The 20,531-nt window shown below is 46.1% G+C and carries 19 protein-coding genes; 5 read left to right on the top strand and 14 right to left on the bottom strand.

Annotated elements, in window-relative coordinates:
• Positions 1-140 precede the first annotated feature (140 nt).
• From ACVFI8_RS09670 to ACVFI8_RS09635, 8 genes are all read right to left on the bottom strand, one after another.
• Entirely contained in the window at positions 141-854 is a 714-nt protein-coding gene (locus ACVFI8_RS09670; RefSeq protein WP_457873705.1) for a sulfite exporter TauE/SafE family protein, read from the bottom strand.
• A gap of 69 nt (positions 855-923) precedes the next feature.
• Complete coding sequence (locus tag ACVFI8_RS09665) at positions 924-1,943, bottom strand: Gfo/Idh/MocA family oxidoreductase (RefSeq protein ID WP_457873704.1); 1,020 nt, start codon at positions 1,941-1,943, stop codon at positions 924-926.
• Between the two features lie 14 nt (positions 1,944-1,957).
• Entirely contained in the window at positions 1,958-2,791 is an 834-nt protein-coding gene (locus ACVFI8_RS09660) for a hypothetical protein (RefSeq protein WP_248713666.1), read from the bottom strand.
• Positions 2,792-3,136: 345 nt separating this feature from the next.
• Positions 3,137-5,236, bottom strand: coding sequence for a substrate-binding domain-containing protein (locus ACVFI8_RS09655; protein ID WP_248713667.1), 2,100 nt, complete (start codon positions 5,234-5,236; stop codon positions 3,137-3,139).
• Positions 5,237-5,424: 188 nt separating this feature from the next.
• Positions 5,425-6,450, bottom strand: coding sequence for a GGDEF domain-containing protein (locus ACVFI8_RS09650; RefSeq protein ID WP_248713668.1), 1,026 nt, complete (start codon positions 6,448-6,450; stop codon positions 5,425-5,427).
• Positions 6,451-6,596: 146 nt separating this feature from the next.
• Entirely contained in the window at positions 6,597-6,893 is a 297-nt protein-coding gene (locus tag ACVFI8_RS09645) for a hypothetical protein (protein ID WP_457873703.1), read from the bottom strand.
• Positions 6,894-7,132: 239 nt separating this feature from the next.
• Positions 7,133-8,242 carry an aspartate-semialdehyde dehydrogenase gene (asd, locus tag ACVFI8_RS09640; protein WP_248713670.1) on the bottom strand — a complete coding sequence of 370 codons (1,110 nt, stop codon included), beginning with the start codon at positions 8,240-8,242 and terminating at the stop codon, positions 7,133-7,135.
• 172 nt (positions 8,243-8,414) lie between these two features.
• Positions 8,415-8,756: a hypothetical protein gene (locus tag ACVFI8_RS09635; protein WP_248713671.1), complete on the bottom strand. Its 342-nt coding sequence runs from the start codon at positions 8,754-8,756 to the stop codon at positions 8,415-8,417.
• A gap of 349 nt (positions 8,757-9,105) precedes the next feature.
• Between ACVFI8_RS09635 and ACVFI8_RS09630 the strand changes: the two genes are divergently transcribed.
• Genes ACVFI8_RS09630 through ACVFI8_RS09620 form a run of 3 tightly spaced genes read left to right on the top strand, consistent with a single transcriptional unit; the run spans position 9,106 to position 12,404 of the window.
• A complete protein-coding gene (locus ACVFI8_RS09630; protein WP_457873702.1) occupies positions 9,106-10,542 on the top strand; it encodes an ATP-binding protein in 1,437 nt (478 codons plus the stop codon).
• Positions 10,532-11,056, top strand: coding sequence for a hypothetical protein (locus ACVFI8_RS09625; protein WP_248713673.1), 525 nt, complete (start codon positions 10,532-10,534; stop codon positions 11,054-11,056). The genes ACVFI8_RS09630 and ACVFI8_RS09625 overlap by 11 nt, the downstream gene beginning before the upstream one ends.
• Entirely contained in the window at positions 11,043-12,404 is a 1,362-nt protein-coding gene (locus ACVFI8_RS09620) for a sigma 54-interacting transcriptional regulator (RefSeq protein ID WP_457873701.1), read from the top strand. The genes ACVFI8_RS09625 and ACVFI8_RS09620 overlap by 14 nt, the downstream gene beginning before the upstream one ends.
• On the opposite strand, the gene ACVFI8_RS09615 is transcribed toward ACVFI8_RS09620, so the two are convergent.
• The 3 genes from ACVFI8_RS09615 to ACVFI8_RS09605 form a co-directional block, all read right to left on the bottom strand.
• A complete protein-coding gene (locus ACVFI8_RS09615; RefSeq protein WP_248713675.1) occupies positions 12,401-13,624 on the bottom strand; it encodes a dicarboxylate/amino acid:cation symporter in 1,224 nt (407 codons plus the stop codon). The genes ACVFI8_RS09620 and ACVFI8_RS09615 overlap by 4 nt on opposite strands.
• Before the next feature lie 300 nt (positions 13,625-13,924).
• Positions 13,925-14,434 carry a hypothetical protein gene (locus ACVFI8_RS09610; RefSeq protein ID WP_457873700.1) on the bottom strand — a complete coding sequence of 170 codons (510 nt, stop codon included), beginning with the start codon at positions 14,432-14,434 and terminating at the stop codon, positions 13,925-13,927.
• Positions 14,435-14,527: 93 nt separating this feature from the next.
• A complete protein-coding gene (locus ACVFI8_RS09605; RefSeq protein WP_248713677.1) occupies positions 14,528-15,046 on the bottom strand; it encodes a hypothetical protein in 519 nt (172 codons plus the stop codon).
• Positions 15,047-15,299: 253 nt separating this feature from the next.
• On the opposite strand from ACVFI8_RS09605, the gene efpL reads away from it, so the two are divergent.
• Both efpL and ACVFI8_RS09595 read left to right on the top strand, forming a co-directional pair.
• Entirely contained in the window at positions 15,300-15,872 is a 573-nt protein-coding gene (gene efpL, locus ACVFI8_RS09600) for an elongation factor P-like protein EfpL (protein ID WP_248713678.1), read from the top strand.
• A gap of 68 nt (positions 15,873-15,940) precedes the next feature.
• Positions 15,941-16,789, top strand: a complete 849-nt coding sequence (locus ACVFI8_RS09595) for a hypothetical protein (protein WP_457873699.1) — start codon at positions 15,941-15,943, stop codon at positions 16,787-16,789.
• A gap of 261 nt (positions 16,790-17,050) precedes the next feature.
• On the opposite strand, the gene ACVFI8_RS09590 is transcribed toward ACVFI8_RS09595, so the two are convergent.
• From ACVFI8_RS09590 to prpF, 3 genes are all read right to left on the bottom strand, one after another.
• Entirely contained in the window at positions 17,051-17,272 is a 222-nt protein-coding gene (locus ACVFI8_RS09590) for a hypothetical protein (protein ID WP_248713680.1), read from the bottom strand.
• A gap of 116 nt (positions 17,273-17,388) precedes the next feature.
• Positions 17,389-19,275, bottom strand: a complete 1,887-nt coding sequence (locus tag ACVFI8_RS09585) for a propionyl-CoA synthetase (protein WP_248713681.1) — start codon at positions 19,273-19,275, stop codon at positions 17,389-17,391.
• Between the two features lie 73 nt (positions 19,276-19,348).
• The gene (gene prpF, locus ACVFI8_RS09580) at positions 19,349-20,527 is read right to left on the bottom strand and encodes a 2-methylaconitate cis-trans isomerase PrpF (RefSeq protein WP_457873698.1); all 1,179 of its coding nucleotides are present in this window, start codon (positions 20,525-20,527) and stop codon (positions 19,349-19,351) included.
• Between the last annotated feature and the right edge of the window lie 4 nt (positions 20,528-20,531).

Below are 20,531 nucleotides of genomic sequence, written 5' to 3'. Positions count from 1 at the left end.
TTATGGCTTAGTCTTGATAGGTTCATTATTGAATAACTATTGACCGAAACATTTGATGGCGATCATCATTGCTATTAATTATGTCATACAAATAAGAATGGGGAGCGGTTTATTTACGATCGCGGCTTAACATTGCTGAGTTAAGTCATTAAAAAATAGCTGAGTAAAGCGCTACTACCAGAGATAGCACACAGCGTTAAGGAAAAGCTGCGCAGCCACTTTTGAGGTAGCTTTTTCCCGAAACGCCTGCCAAACCATGCTCCCGTTAATGCAGCAGGAATCAATGGCAAGCTAGCTTGCAGGTGGGCCATAGACATAAAGCCGATGGGGATTTGTACTAATAAAGATAACAAGCAGCTAACAATAAAAAACGCGGATAAATTTGCGCGTAAGTACGCAGCCTGCTGATGTTGTAACAATAGAGCTAAGGGTGGGCCACCAATCGAACTGCTGGTACCCATAAAGCCAGACAAGAAACCTGCAATCGCCATGCGCTTAGGCGTGGGAGCTATGCGGATCGGAAATAGGCTTATTGCAACGGCGAGTAATACTGACAGCCCTAGCCAAAAAGATAGGCTGGCTAAATCTGCCCAGTACAGTAAAGCACCTCCGGCAATTGAGCCTGGGATCCGTCCTAAGATAGCGGCTTTTAGTCCATCAAAAGAAATACTTTTTCGATGCTCAACGGCACTTAAGCTAGACACAACTAATGCCACGATTACCATCGGTCCCGGTACGTATATTGGCGACAGTTGAAATAGTAAAGGAGCAGCAATCACAGCCAAGCCAAAGCCAATAGTGTATTGAACAAAAGAACCAACAAATATAAGCAAACAAGCGACGAGGGTAATCACTAAGCGACTCTACTTACCCACTCTCTGCTTAGAGAGCGAAGGCGTTAAGGATAATAAACACGCGGCCGATTACTCGACCGAACAAATCAATTGTTGCTGGTGGCTAAGCATGGCTAATTCGATCAAACCAATCACTTCACTGGCTTGTTGTGCGGTTACAATTAACGGCTCAGAGCCTTCAATAGCGGCAATAAAGTTATTATAAAAGGCTGAGTAATTACCTTTCATTAGGGGCTTATGCACCACCGCTTGGTTCGCTATGTGAATTTCACTGCGGTTGCTATCGTGGCCAAATTGACTGGCGCTGGGAGACAAACCTGCAGCGAGTTGTTGTTCTTGTGGGTCCATGCCCCATTTGGCATAAGAGCCATGTTGGCCATGCAACTGAAAGCGTGGTCCAGGTTCTACCATCAATGAGTTACAGCTGAGCTGTGCCTTCATGTCTGGATAGATTAAATGTAGGTCAAAACAATCTGGGGTAACCGCGCCTTGGCGTTGGGTGGCTATATGTGCCCAAATTTTTTGTGGCTTCCCAAACAAGCTTAAAGCTTGGTCGATCAGGTGGGCGCCAAGATCATAAAGTACACCGCCACCGTGTGGGTCGAGTTCTTTCCAGCGTTGTTTTACTGCTGGTCGGTAGCGATGAAAATGCGCACTATAGCTGTGAATATTGCCTAAGCTTTGCTGCTGAATGAGTTGCTGAATGGTCAGGAAGTCGCTATCCCAGCGGCGATTGTGAAACACACTTAAACAACGGCCGGTTTGCTCTGACAACTGCTGTAAGTGTAAACATTGCTCACTATTTATCGCCAGAGGTTTTTCTACAATGACATGTTTACCACTTAACATGGCTTGCTCAGCTAACTGTGCATGCATCGCATTCGGGCTAGCGATTACCACTATATCGATTTCAGGGTGAGCGATAAGTTGCTCGCTATTCAAGCACGCCACATTCGGATAGAGCTGAGCAATTTCTTGCTCTCTAGAGCTGGCTATCGCCAATAGCTGTAGCTTGCTGCAGGCTTCAATTAATGGTGCATGAAATACTCGACCTGATAAGCCAAAACCAATGATACCGACCTTTAACATGCTATGCCCTCTTGTTATGACTTAAGTGGAATAATTGACAGCTTAACCGTTTCAGGCTGCTGACGCATTACCGTTAACAACCATAGTTGTTCGCCATCACTGGCGATGGCTTGAGCGGTATCGGGTTGAGCGAGGGCTGTTATTGCTAGTACCTTTCCGCTAATCGGGTCCACTTTCAACAAGCTGCTGTAGCGCGGGCTTAACAGGTACCAGCTACCATGATGCCAGGCCATACTGCCTACTTGGTATTGTTGGAGGGTTTGATTTAAGGCCTCAGTGGTATGTAAATCAAATTCAGCCAATTGCTGGCCATCTCTGTCACCACGATAACAGCGTTTTAAGCCTTCTCGTTCACAGGTGTAGAATTGTTCAGTATTGGGGTTCCAAACTAAACCAGCGGTTTTGTGATGTAAGCCACCACGTAGCCATTTTCGTTTATCCACAAACTTCCAGTGCATGCCGTCTTGTGCAAAATACAGTAAGCGCCCATCGCTAGAGATCCCCACTAAGTGTTGGTCTACTAGCGCTAGATCGGCAATATCTCCGCTGGCGGGTAAGGGCATTAACTGTGACTCAGTCATGGCTGAGTTGAGGTAGGCTAATTGCGCCGAACCTGTCACCAACACGGTTTGTGGCGCTAAGGTTCCGATCAGCCAGCTTTGTTGCTTAGTTTGCCAAATTAGGCTTGCTGCGTTGGGAATTCCATTCAGTTGCGCTTGTAATTTGGGGGTCAGCGTATCACTGGCTAAGGCGCTGTCTTGAAATTGACTACTCGGCGGTGGAAACATAACTAAACCCACAACAGTACCCATCATTAGTAAGGCGATAAGAGCGATAACTTTAAGCATGATTAAACAACTTATTGAAGTGAAACAAGCAAGCAGACCCTATTGAAAACAGATGTCTTTGGCGTTGCTATTGATAGTGGGTTTATTCTAACAAAATAAGCTTTGCCTGTAGACGTTGTTATGCGCAATAAAGCCCAGTAAATGTTCACTAAATATTCATTTGTTAGACCTATCATTAGTGCAGACTTAGCAGGGCTTATAGATTTCAATGATTGGAGAAGAGCATGAGCAGCAACGGCGACGGTTTATTTACTGAGGCCATCATAAATCAACGCTGGGTAACGGCGAACAGGCACCTACCGCCGCTAAGGCCTTGTTGCTATCTATTGCTTAACGCTGACAGGCTTAGCTATGCCCCGCATTTAGCGGAATTTTAATCTCGAAACAAAAGCCTTGTTCGGGTTGGGTCACCACACTTTGCTGCCAGTTAAGCTTCTGAGTAATGATGTTGTAAACAATATGCATGCCTAATCCACAGCCTCCGTTGACTCGGGCAGTGGTATAAAAAGGCTCAAAAATATGATTTAAGGTCTCTTGGGTGGCCCCTTTGCCATTGTCTGTCACGGTGAGTGAGTGATAGCCGCGTCGAGTTTGCAGGTCGATGCTGATGGTTCCTGCGCGCTTCCCGCCCTCAAAACCATGCATTAACGCGTTAGCAAACAAGTTGGTAATCACCTGAGCAATGGCACCCGGGAAAGTCGTTACCATGATATCAGGATCTAAATCTGTGGCTAAGTTGACTTGGGTACCGGTTAACTGATGTTGCAAGCTGTCTAAAACTTTAACTATGTAGTCAGCCAAATTAATTATGCGTTGTTCTTCATAGCTTTGATCAACAGCCACTTGCTTAAAGTTAGTGATCAGTTCGGCGGCGCGTCGCGCACTATTGCTGATAATGTCACTGGTGTTCGACGCTTGTTCGACAAAGTGTTCAAAATTAGCTTTAGTTAATTGCTGATTACTCGCTTGTTGAGCCAGCTGGTTAATTTGTTCTTTCAAATGACTCGCTGCCAATAAAGTATTCCCTAAGGGCGTGTTTATCTCGTGAGCAACACCGCTCACTAAGCCACCCAGCGCGGCCATTTTTTCGCTTAGCTCCACTTGAGTTTGGTATTGTTTGGTTTCTTCTAATAGGCGCTGGTGGTCAATGATGTCGGCTATTTGTGGAGAAATAAATTCGATAAATTCAGCATGTACTCCTTCTACCAAAGCCACTAAATAACCAAAGTGATGGCGGTCATTTTTCAGCTCTGTTAGCACCCACAAGCCACGGTGCAAGTCATCACTAACTTCTTTTTCAAAGGCTGTTGGCAAACTGCGCTGTGATTCGCCGATAGGCAATACGTTTGAGTGTAAATTATGACTTAAGCAGATCTTAGCGCGGCCATAATCATCAAAACTTTGCTGATAAATGTATAACTCTGGGATGCCTAATTCGGCCAGGGTACCCTGAGCATTCAATAGCACTTGTTCTAAAGTGGCTCTTTGGTGTAATAAACTGGTTACGGCAAGGCGTTGCGCGTTGCTATCGCGCTGTTGAATTAATTGTCGTTGTAGTTCGTCGTGACTACGTGGTGAGGTTTCGTGAACGGGGTCGCCGGTACTGGCGCGCATTATTGCCATCGTTTCTAGTTGGTATTGGCTTTCTAGCTGGCCACCGTTTAAGAGTTCGTCGATAAGCTGAGCGGCTAATGTTCCGGTGCGTTGGGCCGGATACATTGCAGTGGTAAGGCTAGGTTTAATGGCATCGGCATATTCAAAATCGTCGAAACCCGTTACCTTAACTTGATCGGGAATGCTTATTTGTTGTCGTTCTAATTCTTCTATCACCCCCTTTGCGCTGAGATCATTCACACACATGATGGCATCAGGAATGCGTTTGTGCTGGTTTAACCATTGCTTGCACAAATTTGCCGCACAAGCAGTGGTCATGTCACCCATCAAGTGCTGTTGCTCGGGTAAAAATAGGTCATGCTCGTTCAAGGCTTTAGACAAGGCTTTATAGCGTTGACGAGAATCGTAGTTTTCTTTAGGGCCATCGATATAAAGAATGTCCTTACAGCCTTGCCGAAGAACGTGTTTAGCCAGTTGGTACATGCCGTTGAAATTGTCCACCAATACAGAGGGGATGCCCGGCAATATCGAACCTACATTGATTATCGGTAAATCGCCGATGGCTTCAATTAATTGTTCCATGACTTGCGGTGAGGTTTTATAACCAACGCCTCCGCCGTAAAGAACCACACCATCAATATCTAAGCTAGGGATTTGTTTAATTAGCCATAAATCTTTTGCGGTAAACTGCTCTGCAACTGGCAAATAGCCAATAGGCATGAATAAACAACTATAGCGTTTTGGATCTAAGCTCGTTTGTACTCCTCGAATTACCAGTCGATCGATGGAGTGCAATAGAGTCGGTAATATAATGGCGATACGCTTTTTCATGAACTAACTACATTTGGCTTCTATATTTATCAATGTAGCAACTACTTGTGGATTTGCTGTGAGGTGGCTTAAGAAATGTTAAATATTTGTAGCGGGTGAAAAGGCTATCAGTGCTTTGCTATGAGCTGATTCACAAATCTAAGAGAATACCTGCTGGCACTATTGCAATACAACAATGCCAGCAAGGCTTAACTTATAATTGGCATTACTCGGTTACGCCCTAGGCGTTTAGCCTCGTACAGTTGTGAGTCAGCGGCATCAAAAATGGCTCTTGAGCGACTTACCGGGTTGAATTCGGCCACACCGAAAGAACTGGTAATATTGTCGATGCGTTGATTTGAACGACGATCTTTAAGGCTTAGTTTTTCAATGGCGCGGCGAACCGATTCGGCCAAGTGGCGAGCGGAGCGAAGGTTAGATTTAGAGCATATTATGGCAAACTCTTCGCCTCCAACACGATAGACTTTGGCGCCATCTCGGCAGGCCTCATTCATGCGTTTTGCGACCACTTTAAGTACTTGGTCACCGAGCATGTGTCCGTAATTGTCGTTAAATGCTTTAAAGTGATCGATATCGGCTAAAATTATACACAAGCCTTCAGGCTGAGAATCGAGGATATCTTTTAAGTCTGCGTCAAACGCGCGACGATTTAGCGCACCAGTGAGTGCATCGTATAGCGCATCTTTTTCAGTTTCTTTAAGTTGGTTCTTAAGCTTAGCTATTTCTAACTGAGCTTTGCTTAGTTGCGAATTAAAGAAGTCGGTGCTTTTACGAATGCTAGAAGCATCTTCTACCAGATTTTTTACCAGCCCTAGTACTTGCTCCAGAGGAATGCTGTCTTCTTCAATGCGATTGAGTTTGGCAAAGTTTTTGTCGATGCTCGATTGAAAAGCACTGGTATCTGAGCCTGTGTCACTCATGGTTTGAGACAATTCTGTCGCCATGGCTTCTAAACTAAGCCGCATACTTTTCATATCCAGCTCATCTTGGCTAGCAATATGGTTTTGATACAACACTTCGCTACTGGTGGTCGGAACGGTGTCATATTCGCTGATGATTTCGTCGATGGCCGCCGTTAGCTGGGGGTTTTGGTCTTCAACATACAAGTACCACAATGCGTAATTATTGGGCGTAGCAGGGATCTGATGTTTCATCATCAGTGGAACCGCTTTTTTTAGATTAAGTGTCGCTTGTTTTAAAATTTTATCGCTCATAAGAGCTCCATCGATACGTCATTGTTCACTGCTGCCTTGCTGTCTGTAGCTCAGACATTGTGGAACAAGCATTATGCTTAAACAGCATCGTAAATGAAACCTGTAGTTGTTGGTATAGCTCAATTATCTCAACGGCTTAAGGTCGGTTAAGACGCTTTGGGGCACTCGTACACATGCACCGACACTAATTCAGGAGAAGCGGTGGTGAGTGGTATCAGTTGTACAGCGTTTCCTTTAAGAGTCATCACCCTACTGGTCATTTCTTGCTTACCTTGATCGGTATCTAAGCTTTGTGGATCTACGTTAAACACGCCGATAATTTCGCAGCTGACTACATCGTCTGACTGGTCGGTGATCATCACACCTTGGTTTTGTTCTGGGGCTGAACTAGAACAGGCACTTAACCAGGCCACTGAACAAGCCACTAACAGCATTTTTTTCATAGGGGTTCCTACAGTATCAATATTGGGTGAGCAAAGGTTATTCTTCTTATCAACAGCTTAGTAAATTTTCTGGGGCTATGAAAATATTTTGCGCTTAAATTTAGTTGATGATCGAAAAAGTGGTCATCCAACTGGAGTTTCGAAGGGCTTAATCTAATGAGCACAAAAAAGCCCAGCAATGTTACTGCTAGGCTTGTTTATAAAATATTCGTTCGCTAATTAAACGGGATGAATTTCGCTTATTTAGCTAGCAGTATGCGTAACATACGACGCAATGGCTCTGCAGCACCCCATAACAGTTGGTCACCTACGGTGAAGGCTGATATGTATTCAGGGCCCATAGTCAATTTTCGAATACGACCGACTGGAACACTTAAGGTGCCGGTTACCTTGGTTGGAGTTAACTCTTGCGCTGATAACTCACGATCATTGGGAATCACTTTTACCCAATCATTATGCGCCGCTAAGATGTCTTCGATTTCAGAAACCGGAAGGTCTTTTTTCAGCTTAATCGTCAGTGCTTGGCTGTGACAACGCATGGCGCCAATGCGGACACAAATCCCATCAATCGGGGTTTGGTTATCACTGGTGCCTAAAATTTTGTTGGCTTCGACCTGAGCTTTCCACTCTTCTTTGCTTTGGCCGCTGGCTAGGGGAACATCAATCCAAGGGATTAAGCTGCCCGCTAGTGGTACGCCAAATTGATCGGTCGGGAAATCTGCGCTGCGCATTTTGTCCGCTACCTTGCGATCAATATCGAGAATGGCCGAAGCAGGATCCGCTAGCTCGCTGGCTACATCATCGCGAATTGTACCCATCTGGCTAATCAATTCTCGCATGTTGCGCGCACCCGCGCCTGAAGCCGCTTGATAGGTCATCGGGCTAACCCATTCGATTAAGTCTTTTTCGAATAGACCGCCAATTGCCATGAGTAACAATGAAACAGTACAGTTGCCGCCAACGTAAGTTTTAACACCCTTGGTTAAAGCTTGGTCAATAACATCACGATTAACGGGGTCTAACACGATAACCGCGTCATCTTCCATACGTAATGCAGAGGCTGCGTCGATCCAGTAACCATCCCAGCCGCTCTCGCGTAGCTTAGGGTAAACATCTTTGGTGTAATCGCCACCTTGGCAGGTGATGATGGTGTCCATGGCTTTAAGGCTGTCGATGTCGAAGGCATCTTGCAAGGTGGTCTCGCCGGTGCCCACATCTGGGCCAGCAATGCCGACTTGAGAAGTACTAAAAAAAACTGGGGCTATGTGGGCAAAATCGTTCTCTTCGCGCATACGCTGCATCAACACGGAACCCACCATGCCGCGCCAACCAACCAAACCTACTTTCATGGCCTGTTTACATCCTTTATTTTATGATATTTGTGTTTGCTTTTTCGTTAAGACATCGTCTTAAGCGACCTTTGAGATTACCATTTCAGCCACCTCAAAAGCTAGCGCTTATCGAATAAAATTGAACGTTTTTCAACCATGAATGACTATCCTGTGGGGCTTAGTATTGTATTTAAGCCCTGCTTGGAAAGTTGACTACCTTGGGTGACTGGCGTTGGTCATCGCCAATGGTGATATTTCGAGAGCGGCGTTTGCCTTGTGAGTAGCGATCGTAACTGGCGTCTGTGATGCCCATTTCTTGGCAAAACTCTACAAAACTGGCGAAGTCTTTGCCGCTAAAGCTATTGTCAACGCGAGTCAGTTGACTATCGATGTAAGCGTGGTTCCCGTTAAAACTAATATTGGCACAGGCATCATAGGGTTGGCCATACTCGCTGACCCTAATCGCTCTCACCATTTTAATTTCAAAAATCCAATCTCCAACTCGTATACAACGCTGTTCAAACTGTTCCATATTAATTCCATCTAGTTAAGGGGCGAGGGGCGAAACAACACCGAACTCTTCTTCAGTGTTAATGGTGGTTCAGCACAAATTGAGCCAAATATTTAGATCAATAAAATCAGGTGCTTAACTTAGGTAGTTGGCTGTAGGTGTTGGGCAACGGCGACAGCTAAGTACTGGCAGACTATTAACAGAGGAGTATTTAGCAAGTTTTCTTTACAGCTCTACTTAAAATCAATGACTTAGCTAGAGATTGTGTGCGTCTTTTCGCTGTCGTTAAATAGCGACAGTATGATTTTTGCTCACGTCTGGCATTATAGGCGGCTCGTTTAATGGTTCTAGATTTGTTAGGGACAGTTGTTTGATTAATTTTCGCGCGCTTGCTTCCATACGGCGCCTCAGCTTTTGGGCTTTAGCTACGCTAGGTTTGCCCTTGTTATTGAGCTTGTTATTGGCCTCATATTATTTGCAACAAGTGTCTAAGCAAGGTCAGCACACTGCGTTTTTAGCCGCTGATCTGGTATCGAGTAGTAAACGGCTCGATGAGTCTTTGCTAGATCTAGAGCGCAGCGCTCGCCAATTTCGCGTGTTGGCAGACGAAAGCTTATTAGCGTTATACCAAAGGCAATGGTTACGTTTATCCAATGACCTGGCTGATTTTGAACAGCAGCGAGATGACGCCGAGTTATTAAATATCATTGCGCAGTTACATCAGCAGTTACAGGCGCTAAGTCTGATGATGGCAGAGCCAGAAGAAAATCAGAATGAACAGCTAAACCAACAATTTCGCGATTTGGCGCAGTTAGGACACCAATACGACCAGCGCAGCCAAAGCTTAGTGGAGGAATTAGCCGAGCAATTGGAGCAAGCGTCTCAGTTAGCGCAGCAGCGGCTAATTCTCAGTATGCTGAGTCTTCCTTTTGCTGCGACCGCCGCCGTGTTATTGGTGTTGGTGATTACTCGGCCGCTACAACAATTACGACCACAAATAGCGCGGCTTAAATCCGGTGAGTTTAATCAAGCGATTAAGGTTAGTGGTGCCACAGAAGTAATGGTTATCGCTGATGCTTTAGACGATATGCGCTTGCGCTTACTTAACCTTGAGCAGCAAAAAACCAGTTTTATTCGCCACATTTCACACGAGCTGAAAACGCCTTTGGCGGCGATTAGGGAAGGAAACGAACTGCTCTATGATAATAGCGCAGGCCCTCTCAACCCGCAGCAGCAAGAAATTACCGAAATTCTGCGTGATAGCAGTTTACGCCTGCAACAACTGATTGAAGCCTTGTTAGACTTTAATTTATTGCTGGATACTCCAGGACAGGTTAACCAGCAGCCTGTATCGCTTAAAGGCCTTATCGAACAAGTCATTAGTAGCCATCGTTTAAGCCTTAATAGTCGTCAGCTAAGCACTCAGTTAGCCCTGCAAGAAAGTGTGGTGGTCGCGAATCAAGAGCAGCTCAGAGTTATCATTGATAACTTACTATCAAACGCGATTAAATTCTCACCTGAACAAGGTGAAATCACTCTCGGTTCAAGCGCGCAAGGTTCAGGGGTTACGCTGTATATTGATGATCAAGGCACGGGGATTGACGAAGCGTTACAACAACGTATATTCCAGCCTTTTGTGCAAGGAAAAGCGGCTAAAGACCCGCGTTTAAAAGGCAGTGGTTTAGGCCTAACCATTGCTAAAGAATTAGTGGAGAGGCAGCATGCTCATCTCCGCTACCAACGACTCAGCAAGGGGAGTCGATTTTTGGTCGAAGGATTACAAGGAAGCGAACCGGATGAAAAGTAGCTTAGCTAAATTACTGCTGTGCCTAAGCGCGCTGAGCTTAAGTGCTTGTCAGCTAATGCCGACCAATAAAGCTGAAGTGGCTGCTGTTGGCGACACTTCATCAATGATGGTGGGTAAATTTAGCCCAGCGGCTTACTATTTGCAGATAGCCGAACTGAGTGATGACCAGGTATTCAATGAATTAGAAACCTTATTACTTGATCCTGACTTAGGGGATAACTCGATAAAGCTCGGCCTGCTCTATGCTTATAAGAAATCACCGGTGAAAAATCCACACCGTGCCCATGCTGCATTTAATCGAGCCTTAAGCAGTCAGCAGACGGTTACACAAAAAGGCATGATCATTGCTCTAAACGATCAATTGGCCGATGCGCTTAGGTGGCAACATAAATATGAAAACCTAGGAACCGCCCAACAACAACAGCAACTGTTATTGCAGCAACAAATCGCCGCTCTAAAAATGCAGCTGGATGAATTAACCCGAATTGAGCAACAGCTAAATGAACGAAATTAAACACACTAATGGCAATGTACTGGTGGTAGATGACGACCCCAGTTTATTGAGGCTAATTAGCTTACGCCTTCAATCTGCGGGTTATCATGTACAGGCGGTAGCCAGCGCTAAACAAGCTCTGGCTGAGCTAGAAAGCTATCCTGCGCAGTTGGTGATCAGTGATGTGCGCATGGATGGCATGGACGGCCTAGCGTTGTTCAATGCCATTAAACAATTATATCCAAGCCTACCGGTAATGTTACTTACCGCCCATGGCAATATCCCCGATGCCATCGCGGCCACTCAGCAAGGGGTGTTTGGTTATCTAACTAAACCCTTTGATAGCCAAGAGTTACTGGCTAAAGTAGCTGAAGCTTTGCGTTTACAAACGCCTGCGGGTGAAAAAGGTCAGCCAAGTGAGCAAGCTGCATGGCGCCGCGATATTATTAGTCGCAGCCCCATCATGGACGTGCTAATTAAGCAGATCCAGCAAGTAGCGCCCAGCGATGTAAACATTATGATTCAGGGTGAAAGTGGTTCCGGTAAAGAGTTGCTGGCCCAGGCGATTCATCAGGCCAGTTCGCGTAACAATAAGCCTTTTGTGGCGGTAAATTGTGCCGCTATTCCAGAAGGTTTGTTTGAATCAGAGTTGTTTGGTCATGTGAAAGGGGCGTTTAGCGGGGCTGCTCATGCTCATAATGGCTTATTTCAAGCGGCTCATGGTGGTACTTTGTTTTTGGACGAAATTGCCGATACGCCTTTGAGTGTGCAGGTTAAGTTGTTGCGAGCCCTGCAAGAGCGTGAAGTTCGCCCTGTGGGGTCTACTAAGAACATTGCGGTAGATGTTCGGATTGTGTCCGCTACCCATCAAGATCTGTATCAAGCGGTGCAGCAGCAACAGTTTAGAGAAGATCTTTATTACCGACTTAATGTGGTCGAACTAGGTCTACCGCCTTTGGCAAAACGCCAAGAAGATATACCCTTGTTGGTACATCATTTCAGTCAGCAAATCGCTGATCGCCAAGCCTCGCCACTTAAAACCTACTCCCCAGAGGCCATGGCCAGTTTAGTGGCTGCCCGTTGGCCGGGTAATGTTAGGCAATTAATGAATGTGGTAGAGCAAACCAATGCCTTATCTACAGGGCCATTAATTCCAGTACAATTAGTGCAGCAAGCTTTGCGAGAAAAAGCTGAATTGGTCAGTTTCTCTCAAGCTAGAGATGAGTTTGAGCGAGGTTATTTAGCGCGCTTATTGCGCTTAACTCAGGGTAATGTAAGTCAGGCTGCGCGCTTAGCGATGCGTAACCGCACCGAATTTTATAAACTACTGGAGCGCCACCATCTGCGCCCCGAGTCGTTTCGTGCTTAAAGGTGTTTCTCGTTAAAGCGATCAACAATGACTGCGCAAGCTGCGTCACCCGTGATGTTAAGTGAGGTGCGGATCATGTCAAAGATACGATCTAAGGCAAACAATAGTGGTAGGCCTTCAATAGGAATGCCTGCTGCTAATAGCACCGCGACGACCAAGAACGACGGCCCCGGCACACCGGCTTGGCCAATGGCACCCAAGGTTGCGGTAAAGATAATTGCTGCATAAGCGGCTAAGCCTAAATCCACTTGGAACATCTGAGCAAAAAATACTGCCACTAATCCATAATAGATGGCGTTACCGCTCATATTTATGGTGGCACCTAAGGGCAGCACAAACGAAGCGGTCGCTTTTGATACATTGAGTTCTTCTTCTACAACTTCCATGGTGACTGGCAGGGTAGCCATCGATGAAGCGGTTGATAAGGCCACGGCTTGTGGTTTTTTCATCGCACTCATAAAGTCGCGAACCGAGATATTAGAGAACAACTTAATGGTCAGTGGATAAAACACAAATCCATAAATTAGAATGGCTGCTACGTATACTGCAAAGAGCTTCGCCACCAAGCCCAACATAGCAAAACCAAAGGTGCCTACCGATTCAGCCATTAAGCCAAATACCCCAATAGGCGCAATGATCATTACGATGTTAATCATCCAGATAAAGGCTTTAATAATGGTGTCTAGGCTGCTCATTAGCGGCGCGGTTTTATCACTGGGTTGCTTAGACAATGCGACCCCGAAGAACAAGCAGAACACCATAATTTGCAGAATGTTGGCGTCCATAAGCGAGGCGAAAATGTTCACCGGAATCATGCCTATAACGGTTTCCATGACACCGGGAACCCCGCCTTTATCAGCATACTCGCTAGAAAACATGCCGCTAGCTTGGCTAAGGTCAAGACCTGTTCCAGGTTGAAAAATATTGCCCATGACTAGGGCTAAGGCCACAGCTACCGCCGAGGTGGCAAGGAAAAAGGCGAAGGTGCTAATGCCAATTTTCCCAGCTGCTGGGCTATTCCCCAAATTGGCGGCACCCGCGATAATAGATACACCAATTAATGGGATCACCAACATTTTAATCAGATGGATGAAAATGGTGCCTAAGGGGGCAAATACGGCGGCTTGTTCGCCCATGAGTACGCCAACGATAGTGCCAATAATCATCGCAATGACGACTTGTACACCAATATTCTTGTAAAGCGGTTGTGCTGTGTCCATCAAGGTTCCTGTTGAGAGTGTTATCAGAGATTTTGATGGTCGCGAATTATACCGTATAAGTTATATTTTTTCGCCGTATGTTTCGAATTAATATTATTTACTAGTGACAAAAGCTATTTTTTGGTCTATTTATGAACGCTTGAAATGTTGGGAGTGGTGAGAGAGAAATGGGTGTTCAATAGGAGTGATGAGGTTGATGACGGCTTATTAGGCTAGTGGCATGAACAACACGTTTATCTTAATTTTATTATATGAGGACTTAAAGCGCCGCAGTGCTTAGCTGCTGGGCGCTTACGGTTATTAGCTAGCCGTTGGGTTATTTAGAACTCGGCACTGCTTAATAAATTGGTGAGTTTCAGACGAATCCGCCGGGAAGCTGAGTGGCAACTCCGATTCAATCAGTTGCTCATCTTGCTGATCAATTGAAATACAGAAATGTTTGCCTTGGTCTTCAGCGAACACGGTATGGGTATATAAAAAAACTTGGTTCTCATCATAAATATCAAAGGTATTGCTGTTGCCGTAAGTGACCTTGAATACCGCATACTGATCCGATGGTTTTCCCTCACTGCTGGTGGGGGCTTCACCATCACGGCGTTGATTAAGCGTAATGTTTACACGTTCAATCCCGTTGGCGACTAATAGGCGCTTATAAGAAACAACCTCGTCATCTGCTACATCGCTAGGGAAAGCGCTTTGCGGGGGGTAAAAGGTCAAAAATAGTTGGTTCAAGTCATCTGATTCAGACGCATCCCCGCAAGCGGTTAAATTAAGTGCCAAAAGCAGAATGACGATGGTTTTACAGCTCATGTTTTTCCTCAAGGTTTTTCTGTGTCCACGTCCTGTGCTTGATTGTCCTTTAATAAAATTAAACCCAGCTTTAGCTGGGGATGAATAATGACTCTATTCTGCTTGCACTTCTATGACTGCGTTTAATTCACGGCAAGCCAAAATGAACTGATGGGCTTCTTGCTTGCTGTCGGCAATTTTAACCGGTGATTCCACCACTAACTCAAACTGGCTTAAATAAACACTTGGCAAGCAAAGGTGCCTTTGGGTCATATCGGAGAAGATGTCTACGTTATAAAGGAATTCACCGCCCTCAGAGTAAATATCTAAGGTGGTACTCGCAGTGAAATCAACTATAAAGGTCGCATTTTGGCTGGCTTCCTCGCCGTTGATTGATGGTTGTGCACCATCGCGACGTTGGTTAATGGTAATGCTTTGCGCAGGGGAGCCGCCGTCGGCACGAAAATAACGTTTTTGAGTGATGGTGACACTATCGCCAGCTGAGCTAGGGAAAGAAGACGCGGGAGGATAAAAAGTCACTGCAATTTGGCTACGTGGTTGTTCATCTTCAACATTACAGGCCAACAAAAAACAGGAAAAAAGCGCAACAGCAACAATACGCAGGGATAACATAATAACTCCTAGAAAAAGACCGACTTCCTGTGAGTAATATTCATCCTTGAGTAATTACTGAGCTTTTTACAGAAAGCGGCAAGGCTAAGCAAGTGAAACTTTTACTTGTCGCTTAACTAGCGGTATTTTCTTTGTTTTTTGCGAGATTAATAACAGAACGCTTATTAATAAGCTGAGCCAAAATGCGCTAACGGTTGCCTAAAAATCTGTACATGATATTTTCACATCACGATTTATATTAGGAGCTCACGCCATGCCAAAGGCTAGTGAAATAAAAAAGAACGCCGCCATTGAACATAACGACAAAGTTTACTTTGTTAAAGACATCGCCAAACTTACCCCTAGTGGCCGTGCTGGCGCCAGTTTATACCGTATGCGTTTGTACGATGTAGCTACCGGAGCCAAAGCCGACGAGAGCTTTAAAGCCGATGAAATGATCAACTTGGCCGACGTTAGTCGCCATCAAGTGATGTTCTCTTACATCGACGGTGACGAATACGTGTTTATGGATAACGAAGACTACACTCCATTCAACCTAAACAAAGACACCATTGCCGACGAAGTGCAATTTATTACTGAAGATACCGCTGGTATTCAAGTGGTAACAGTAGACGGTGCACCGGTAGCTGTAGAGCTTCCTGCTAGCGTTGAATTGGTGATTGTAGAAACCGACCCATCAATTAAAGGTGCTTCAGCTAGTGCCCGTACGAAACCCGCTATTTTAAGCACCGGTTTGTCGGTGCAAGTGCCGGAGTATATTGCCAGTGGTGAGAAGATTAAGGTAAGTACCACTGAGAAGAAATTTATGAGTCGTGCAGATAAGTAGTTATTTGCAGTGATTGATGAGTTTGGAAAGCAGCTTTAGGGCTGCTTTTTTGTTTCAAGGGATGAAATATGGGGGGTGATTGGAGTTACTCTAGCTCAAAAATGTATTGGTTGAAAACCACAGTAATTGGGTTGTCTGTTTGGTTCGGCTTTAATCAATTAACGGGTTTAATGACGGGAAATCAAAGCTTAAACGATAATTACTTTATTTTGTTTCTCGTAGCGGTTTTCGTGGCCATTAAAGGTCACTATAAAGTGGTATTAGCCAACTCTTATCTCACTATTTCACGTCTTGGAATGGTCACCGCATATGTAGATTTGTATAAACTCGAAAAAGCGTACCTGAAGAAGCAGGCGCTTTATTTAGTCACCAAGGATCAGGCTCGCTATACGCTTAAACTTTGTAAATTGCCCAAACAGTCTCATGCTGATATTCGTCATTCAATCTTACCGCTAACTGGTGTGCGACAGCCTGTGCCTGCGCCAGTGGTTGATTTGAAATCAGATGATAAGCGACAGCAAGTTATTTCAGTTTTCGGTGTGGCGTTTGGCTTGATGTTAATGTTTGAAAGTATCAGGTCCTTTGGTGATGTTAATCTAAACGTTGGTTCAGCAGGTTTTCGATTAGATGCTCAGCTAGCTACTTTGTTACACGGGCTTCTCGTTGCTAGTCTATTGATAGGTAATGGGCTTAGTCAGTTTTATGGCAAAACTATCTATCAGCGCATTAAGAGGGCTAAAGCTAATACCGTTGCGTGGGTCGCATTTCTCTTATTTCTTATTGTTGTTGGTCTTAATGAAAGTGGCCTGTTTAAACAATTTGAGAATTCGATGTTGGCCAATCTCATCGCTGTTTTTCTTACCTTAATGTTTGTGGGATTATTGTTACTCGCGCTTTTCAAGAAACAAAGAACATAAAGGCTTGTCTTGGGGATTCGACAAATTTGAATATAGCTTTTTGAACTGGTGTCTAGGTTTCGCCGCTGGCCACATACTAAGCTTTGACGGGCAAAGAACAGTAAGCATAAGAAAGCCCGCCCCGCATCACCTTTATCCTGTGTTGCGCGTCATCCAGCGCGCTTTTTATCATAAAGTGAAGGCTCCGCTCATGCAGGCCATTGTTTGAACGCTCGCTGATTGCCGCTTTTATATTGAGGCCTTTATGCAGGCGTTAGCGGGTTAATACGCGTTGTTTTGTTTGGGTTTTGCTAGTCTAAATCCAAGCCACCCGCCGCTCACCAACAGTAGGCTAGTCACAAAAATAAATATCTTGAAGTGCCTTGCAGCCTCATCTTCTCCTTGCGCAATAGGGCCCCAGAATTGTCCAATTACATAGGCTAGGGCGATGCTCAAGGCGACGCCGATGCATGCGCCGATAAACATAAAGATAATTCGTTTCACTGATACATCCCGTGTAATTAAGTGAAAAGATAGTAGAGCTTATTGATTTAAAACGCAATGTAAGCCACAGCCACCTGCTGGTAGCTGTGAGTAGGTCTTTATCCAAGTGACAAGTACTAAATCATGGTTCTGCCTTGGCGCATCAGTTCTTCAATTTCCCCTAAGCTGGCGGGATCATCGATGGTGGATGGGATGGCGTATTCTTCGCCGTCGGCCAGTTGACGTAAGGTACGGCGGAGGATTTTTCCTGAGCGGGTTTTGGGTAAGCGTTGCACGATAATCGCTTGGGTAAAGCAGGCAATGGGACCTATTTCATTACGTACTTTTAAGATCAGCTCTTTCGAGATGTCTTGGTCGCTTTGGGTCACGCCATCTTTCAGTACTACTAAGCCAAAGGGCACTTGGCCTTTTAGGTCGTCGTGGCTGGCGATCACCGCACATTCGGCGACAGCGGGGTGGGCGCCAACAATTTCTTCCATTTCGCCAGTAGATAAACGGTGGCCCGCTACATTGATCACGTCATCAATGCGCCCCATTACAAACAGGTAGTCATCTTGGTCGATGTAGCCGCCATCTCCAGATACATAATAACCGGGGAACTGTTTCAAATAGGCTGATTCAAAGCGCGCTTGGTCGGCCCAAACGGTGGGTAAACAGCCTGGGGGTAAGGGCAGTTTTATGGCAATAAACCCTTGCGCCATAGGGCCGCATACTTCGCCCATTTCGTCCAATATGCTGACTTGAAAACCGGGTAGGGCTTTGGTGGCGCTACCGGCTTTAACTGGCATTCGTTCTAGGCCCAGTGGGTTGCCGGCAATCGCCCAGCCAGTCTCGGTTTGCCACCAGTGATCGGTAACCGGTTTGTCGGTTTTATTTACCGTCCACTCGAGCGTAGGTGGGTCTAGGCGTTCACCTGCCATGAAAATATCGCGTAATTGGCTTAAGTCGTAGTCTTTTACCAACAGGCCTTCTGGGTCTTCTTTTTTGATGGCTCTAAACGCGGTGGGCGCAGCAAACAATACTTTTACTTTATGTTCGCTAGCCACTCGCCAAAAGGCGCCAGCATCGGGAGTGCGTACCGGTTTTCCTTCGTACAAAATAGTGGTGCAGCCAAAAATCAACGGGGCGTAAACAATATAAGAGTGTCCCACTACCCAGCCAACGTCTGAAGCGGCCCAAAATACGTCCCCGGGTTTTACGTTGTATACTGCTTGCATCGAGTAGTTCATGGCAACGGCGTGGCCACCATTGTCCCGTACTACGCCTTTGGGTTTGCCAGTGGTGCCCGAGGTATACAAAATATATAAGGGGTCGGTGGCATCTACCGGTACACAATCGGCTGGGCTGGCTTGCTGTTGCAGGCTTTGCCAGTTTAAATATTGCTGATTAAAGTCTACCGCTTGCTCGGGGCGCTGCCAGACCAATACGGGGGTATCCATTTGTTGGCTTTGCTCTAAGGCTAGGCTCACCATGGGCATGTAATTAATGACTTTGGCGCCTTCTAAGCCGCAACTCGCGGTAAGAATCACCTTGGGTTGGGCATCATCAATACGCACCGCCAGCTCTTGTGCGGCAAAGCCGCCAAATACGACCGAGTGAATCGCACCTAAACGCGCGCAGGCCAACATGGCAATGGCGGCTTGAGGGATCATTGGCATATACAACACCACTCGGTCGCCTTTACTTACCCCTTGAGCCACTAGCATACCGGCAGTCGTGGCCACTTCGTCACGTAATTGCGAATAGCTAAAGTGCTGTTGTTGACCGCTAACTGGCGAGTCGTAAATTAGCGCGGTTTGTTCGCCGCGCCCTTGTTCGCAATGGTAATCTAGCGCCAAATACGCGGTGTTCATACTGCCACCCTTAAACCAGCGATAGTTGCCATGTTCGTCTTGGCTTAAGGCGCGTTCAGGTTGTTTAAACCAAGCCAGTTGTTGGGCTTGTTCTAACCAAAATTGTTCAGGTTGCTGCTTAGCGTAATCTGCTTGTTGCTGATAACTCATAATGTCCTCCTGGTCCCTAGCTGGCTACGACTTGGCAAGGGGCTAATATGTTTAAGTGTGCGGGTTCGGCGACTTAAAAGCTGTCGCTGGGTACTCGCACCCAACCTTCCATTAGTATTCGGGCGCTGCGACTCATGCTTACGGTGGTCACTTGCCATTGCTGATCGTGTTGTTGTGCTTGGGCTCCCACCTTTAAGCTGCCAGAGGGGTGGCCAAAGCGCACCGCTTCTCGTGCTCCACCGCCTGCGGCAAGGTTAACTAAGGTGCCGGGAATGGCGGCGGCCGTTCCAATAGCTACCGCGGCGGTGCCCATCATGGCGTGGTGAAGTTTGCCCATAGACAGGGCGCGCACTAATAAGTCGTTGTCGCTGGCTTTAACCGCTTTACCGCTGCTGCTTAAATAGTCTTGTGACTTAGCCACAAAAGCCACTTTGGGGGTGTGTTGGCGCTGGGCCGCTTGATCAATATGTTCAATTAGGCCCATCTTTACTGCGCCATAAGCGCGAATGGTTTCAAACATGGCCAAGGCTTTATCATCGTTATTGATGTCGTCTTGTAGTTCGGTTCCTGTATAGCCAAGCTGTTCGGCATCTAAGAAAATGGTAGGGATACCAGCATTAATTAGTGTGGCATTTAGCTTACCCATGCCCGGTACGTCGAGTTGCTCAGTTAACTGACCGGTTGGAAATAACGCGCCATCGCCGTCGGCTGGGTTGATAAACTCAATCTGTACTTCGGCTGCAGGAAAGGTCACGCCATCTAATTCAAAATCACCACATTCTTGCACTTCACCATTGCTAATTGGCACATGGGCGATAATGGTTTTTTGAATATTGGCTTGCCAAATTCGCACACTGGCAAGGCCGTTGTTTGGAATGAACTCGGCATCCACTAATCCGGCGTTAATCGCAAAAGCGCCCACTGCCGCGGTAAGGTTGCCGCAGTTGCCGCTCCAATCAACAAAAGCGTTGTCTATCGATACTTGGCCAAACAGATAATCCACTTGGTGATTAGCTTGCTGGCTTTTAGAGACGATCACGGTTTTGCTGGTGCTAGAGGTTGCGCCCCCCATGCCGTCGATTTGCTTGGCATAAGCGTCAGGGCTGCCAATGACCCGTAGCAACAAATTATCGCGGGCGCTACCTGGCTGTTGGGCGACTTCTGGTAAGTCATCCAGTTTAAAAAACACCCCTTTACTGGTGCCTCCACGCATATAAGTGGCAGGGATGCGAAGCTGCTTAATGTGGCTCATGTCG

This window comes from Agarivorans sp. MS3-6, from assembly GCF_054112545.1.
Note: the sequence above shows the minus strand (reverse complement) of the source record. Positions and strands in the feature narration are given on the sequence as shown.

What these genes read in the sequence shown, in the direction of transcription:
- ACVFI8_RS09665 (WP_457873704.1), bottom strand. Translation starts at nt 1,943, where the DNA reads ATGTTAAAGGTCGGTATCATTGGTTTTGGCTTATCAGGTCGAGTATTT.
- ACVFI8_RS09660 (WP_248713666.1), bottom strand. Translation starts at nt 2,791, where the DNA reads ATGCTTAAAGTTATCGCTCTTATCGCCTTACTAATGATGGGTACTGTT.
- ACVFI8_RS09655 (WP_248713667.1), bottom strand. Translation starts at nt 5,236, where the DNA reads ATGAAAAAGCGTATCGCCATTATATTACCGACTCTATTGCACTCCATC.
- ACVFI8_RS09650 (WP_248713668.1), bottom strand. Translation starts at nt 6,450, where the DNA reads ATGAGCGATAAAATTTTAAAACAAGCGACACTTAATCTAAAAAAAGCG.
- ACVFI8_RS09645 (WP_457873703.1), bottom strand. Translation starts at nt 6,893, where the DNA reads ATGAAAAAAATGCTGTTAGTGGCTTGTTCAGTGGCCTGGTTAAGTGCC.
- asd (WP_248713670.1), bottom strand. Translation starts at nt 8,242, where the DNA reads ATGAAAGTAGGTTTGGTTGGTTGGCGCGGCATGGTGGGTTCCGTGTTG.
- ACVFI8_RS09635 (WP_248713671.1), bottom strand. Translation starts at nt 8,756, where the DNA reads ATGGAACAGTTTGAACAGCGTTGTATACGAGTTGGAGATTGGATTTTT.
- ACVFI8_RS09625 (WP_248713673.1), top strand. Translation starts at nt 10,532, where the DNA reads ATGAAAAGTAGCTTAGCTAAATTACTGCTGTGCCTAAGCGCGCTGAGC.
- ACVFI8_RS09620 (WP_457873701.1), top strand. Translation starts at nt 11,043, where the DNA reads ATGAACGAAATTAAACACACTAATGGCAATGTACTGGTGGTAGATGAC.
- ACVFI8_RS09615 (WP_248713675.1), bottom strand. Translation starts at nt 13,624, where the DNA reads ATGGACACAGCACAACCGCTTTACAAGAATATTGGTGTACAAGTCGTC.
- ACVFI8_RS09610 (WP_457873700.1), bottom strand. Translation starts at nt 14,434, where the DNA reads ATGAGCTGTAAAACCATCGTCATTCTGCTTTTGGCACTTAATTTAACC.
- ACVFI8_RS09605 (WP_248713677.1), bottom strand. Translation starts at nt 15,046, where the DNA reads ATGTTATCCCTGCGTATTGTTGCTGTTGCGCTTTTTTCCTGTTTTTTG.
- efpL (WP_248713678.1), top strand. Translation starts at nt 15,300, where the DNA reads ATGCCAAAGGCTAGTGAAATAAAAAAGAACGCCGCCATTGAACATAAC.
- ACVFI8_RS09595 (WP_457873699.1), top strand. Translation starts at nt 15,941, where the DNA reads ATGGGGGGTGATTGGAGTTACTCTAGCTCAAAAATGTATTGGTTGAAA.
- ACVFI8_RS09585 (WP_248713681.1), bottom strand. Translation starts at nt 19,275, where the DNA reads ATGAGTTATCAGCAACAAGCAGATTACGCTAAGCAGCAACCTGAACAA.
- prpF (WP_457873698.1), bottom strand. Translation starts at nt 20,527, where the DNA reads ATGAGCCACATTAAGCAGCTTCGCATCCCTGCCACTTATATGCGTGGA.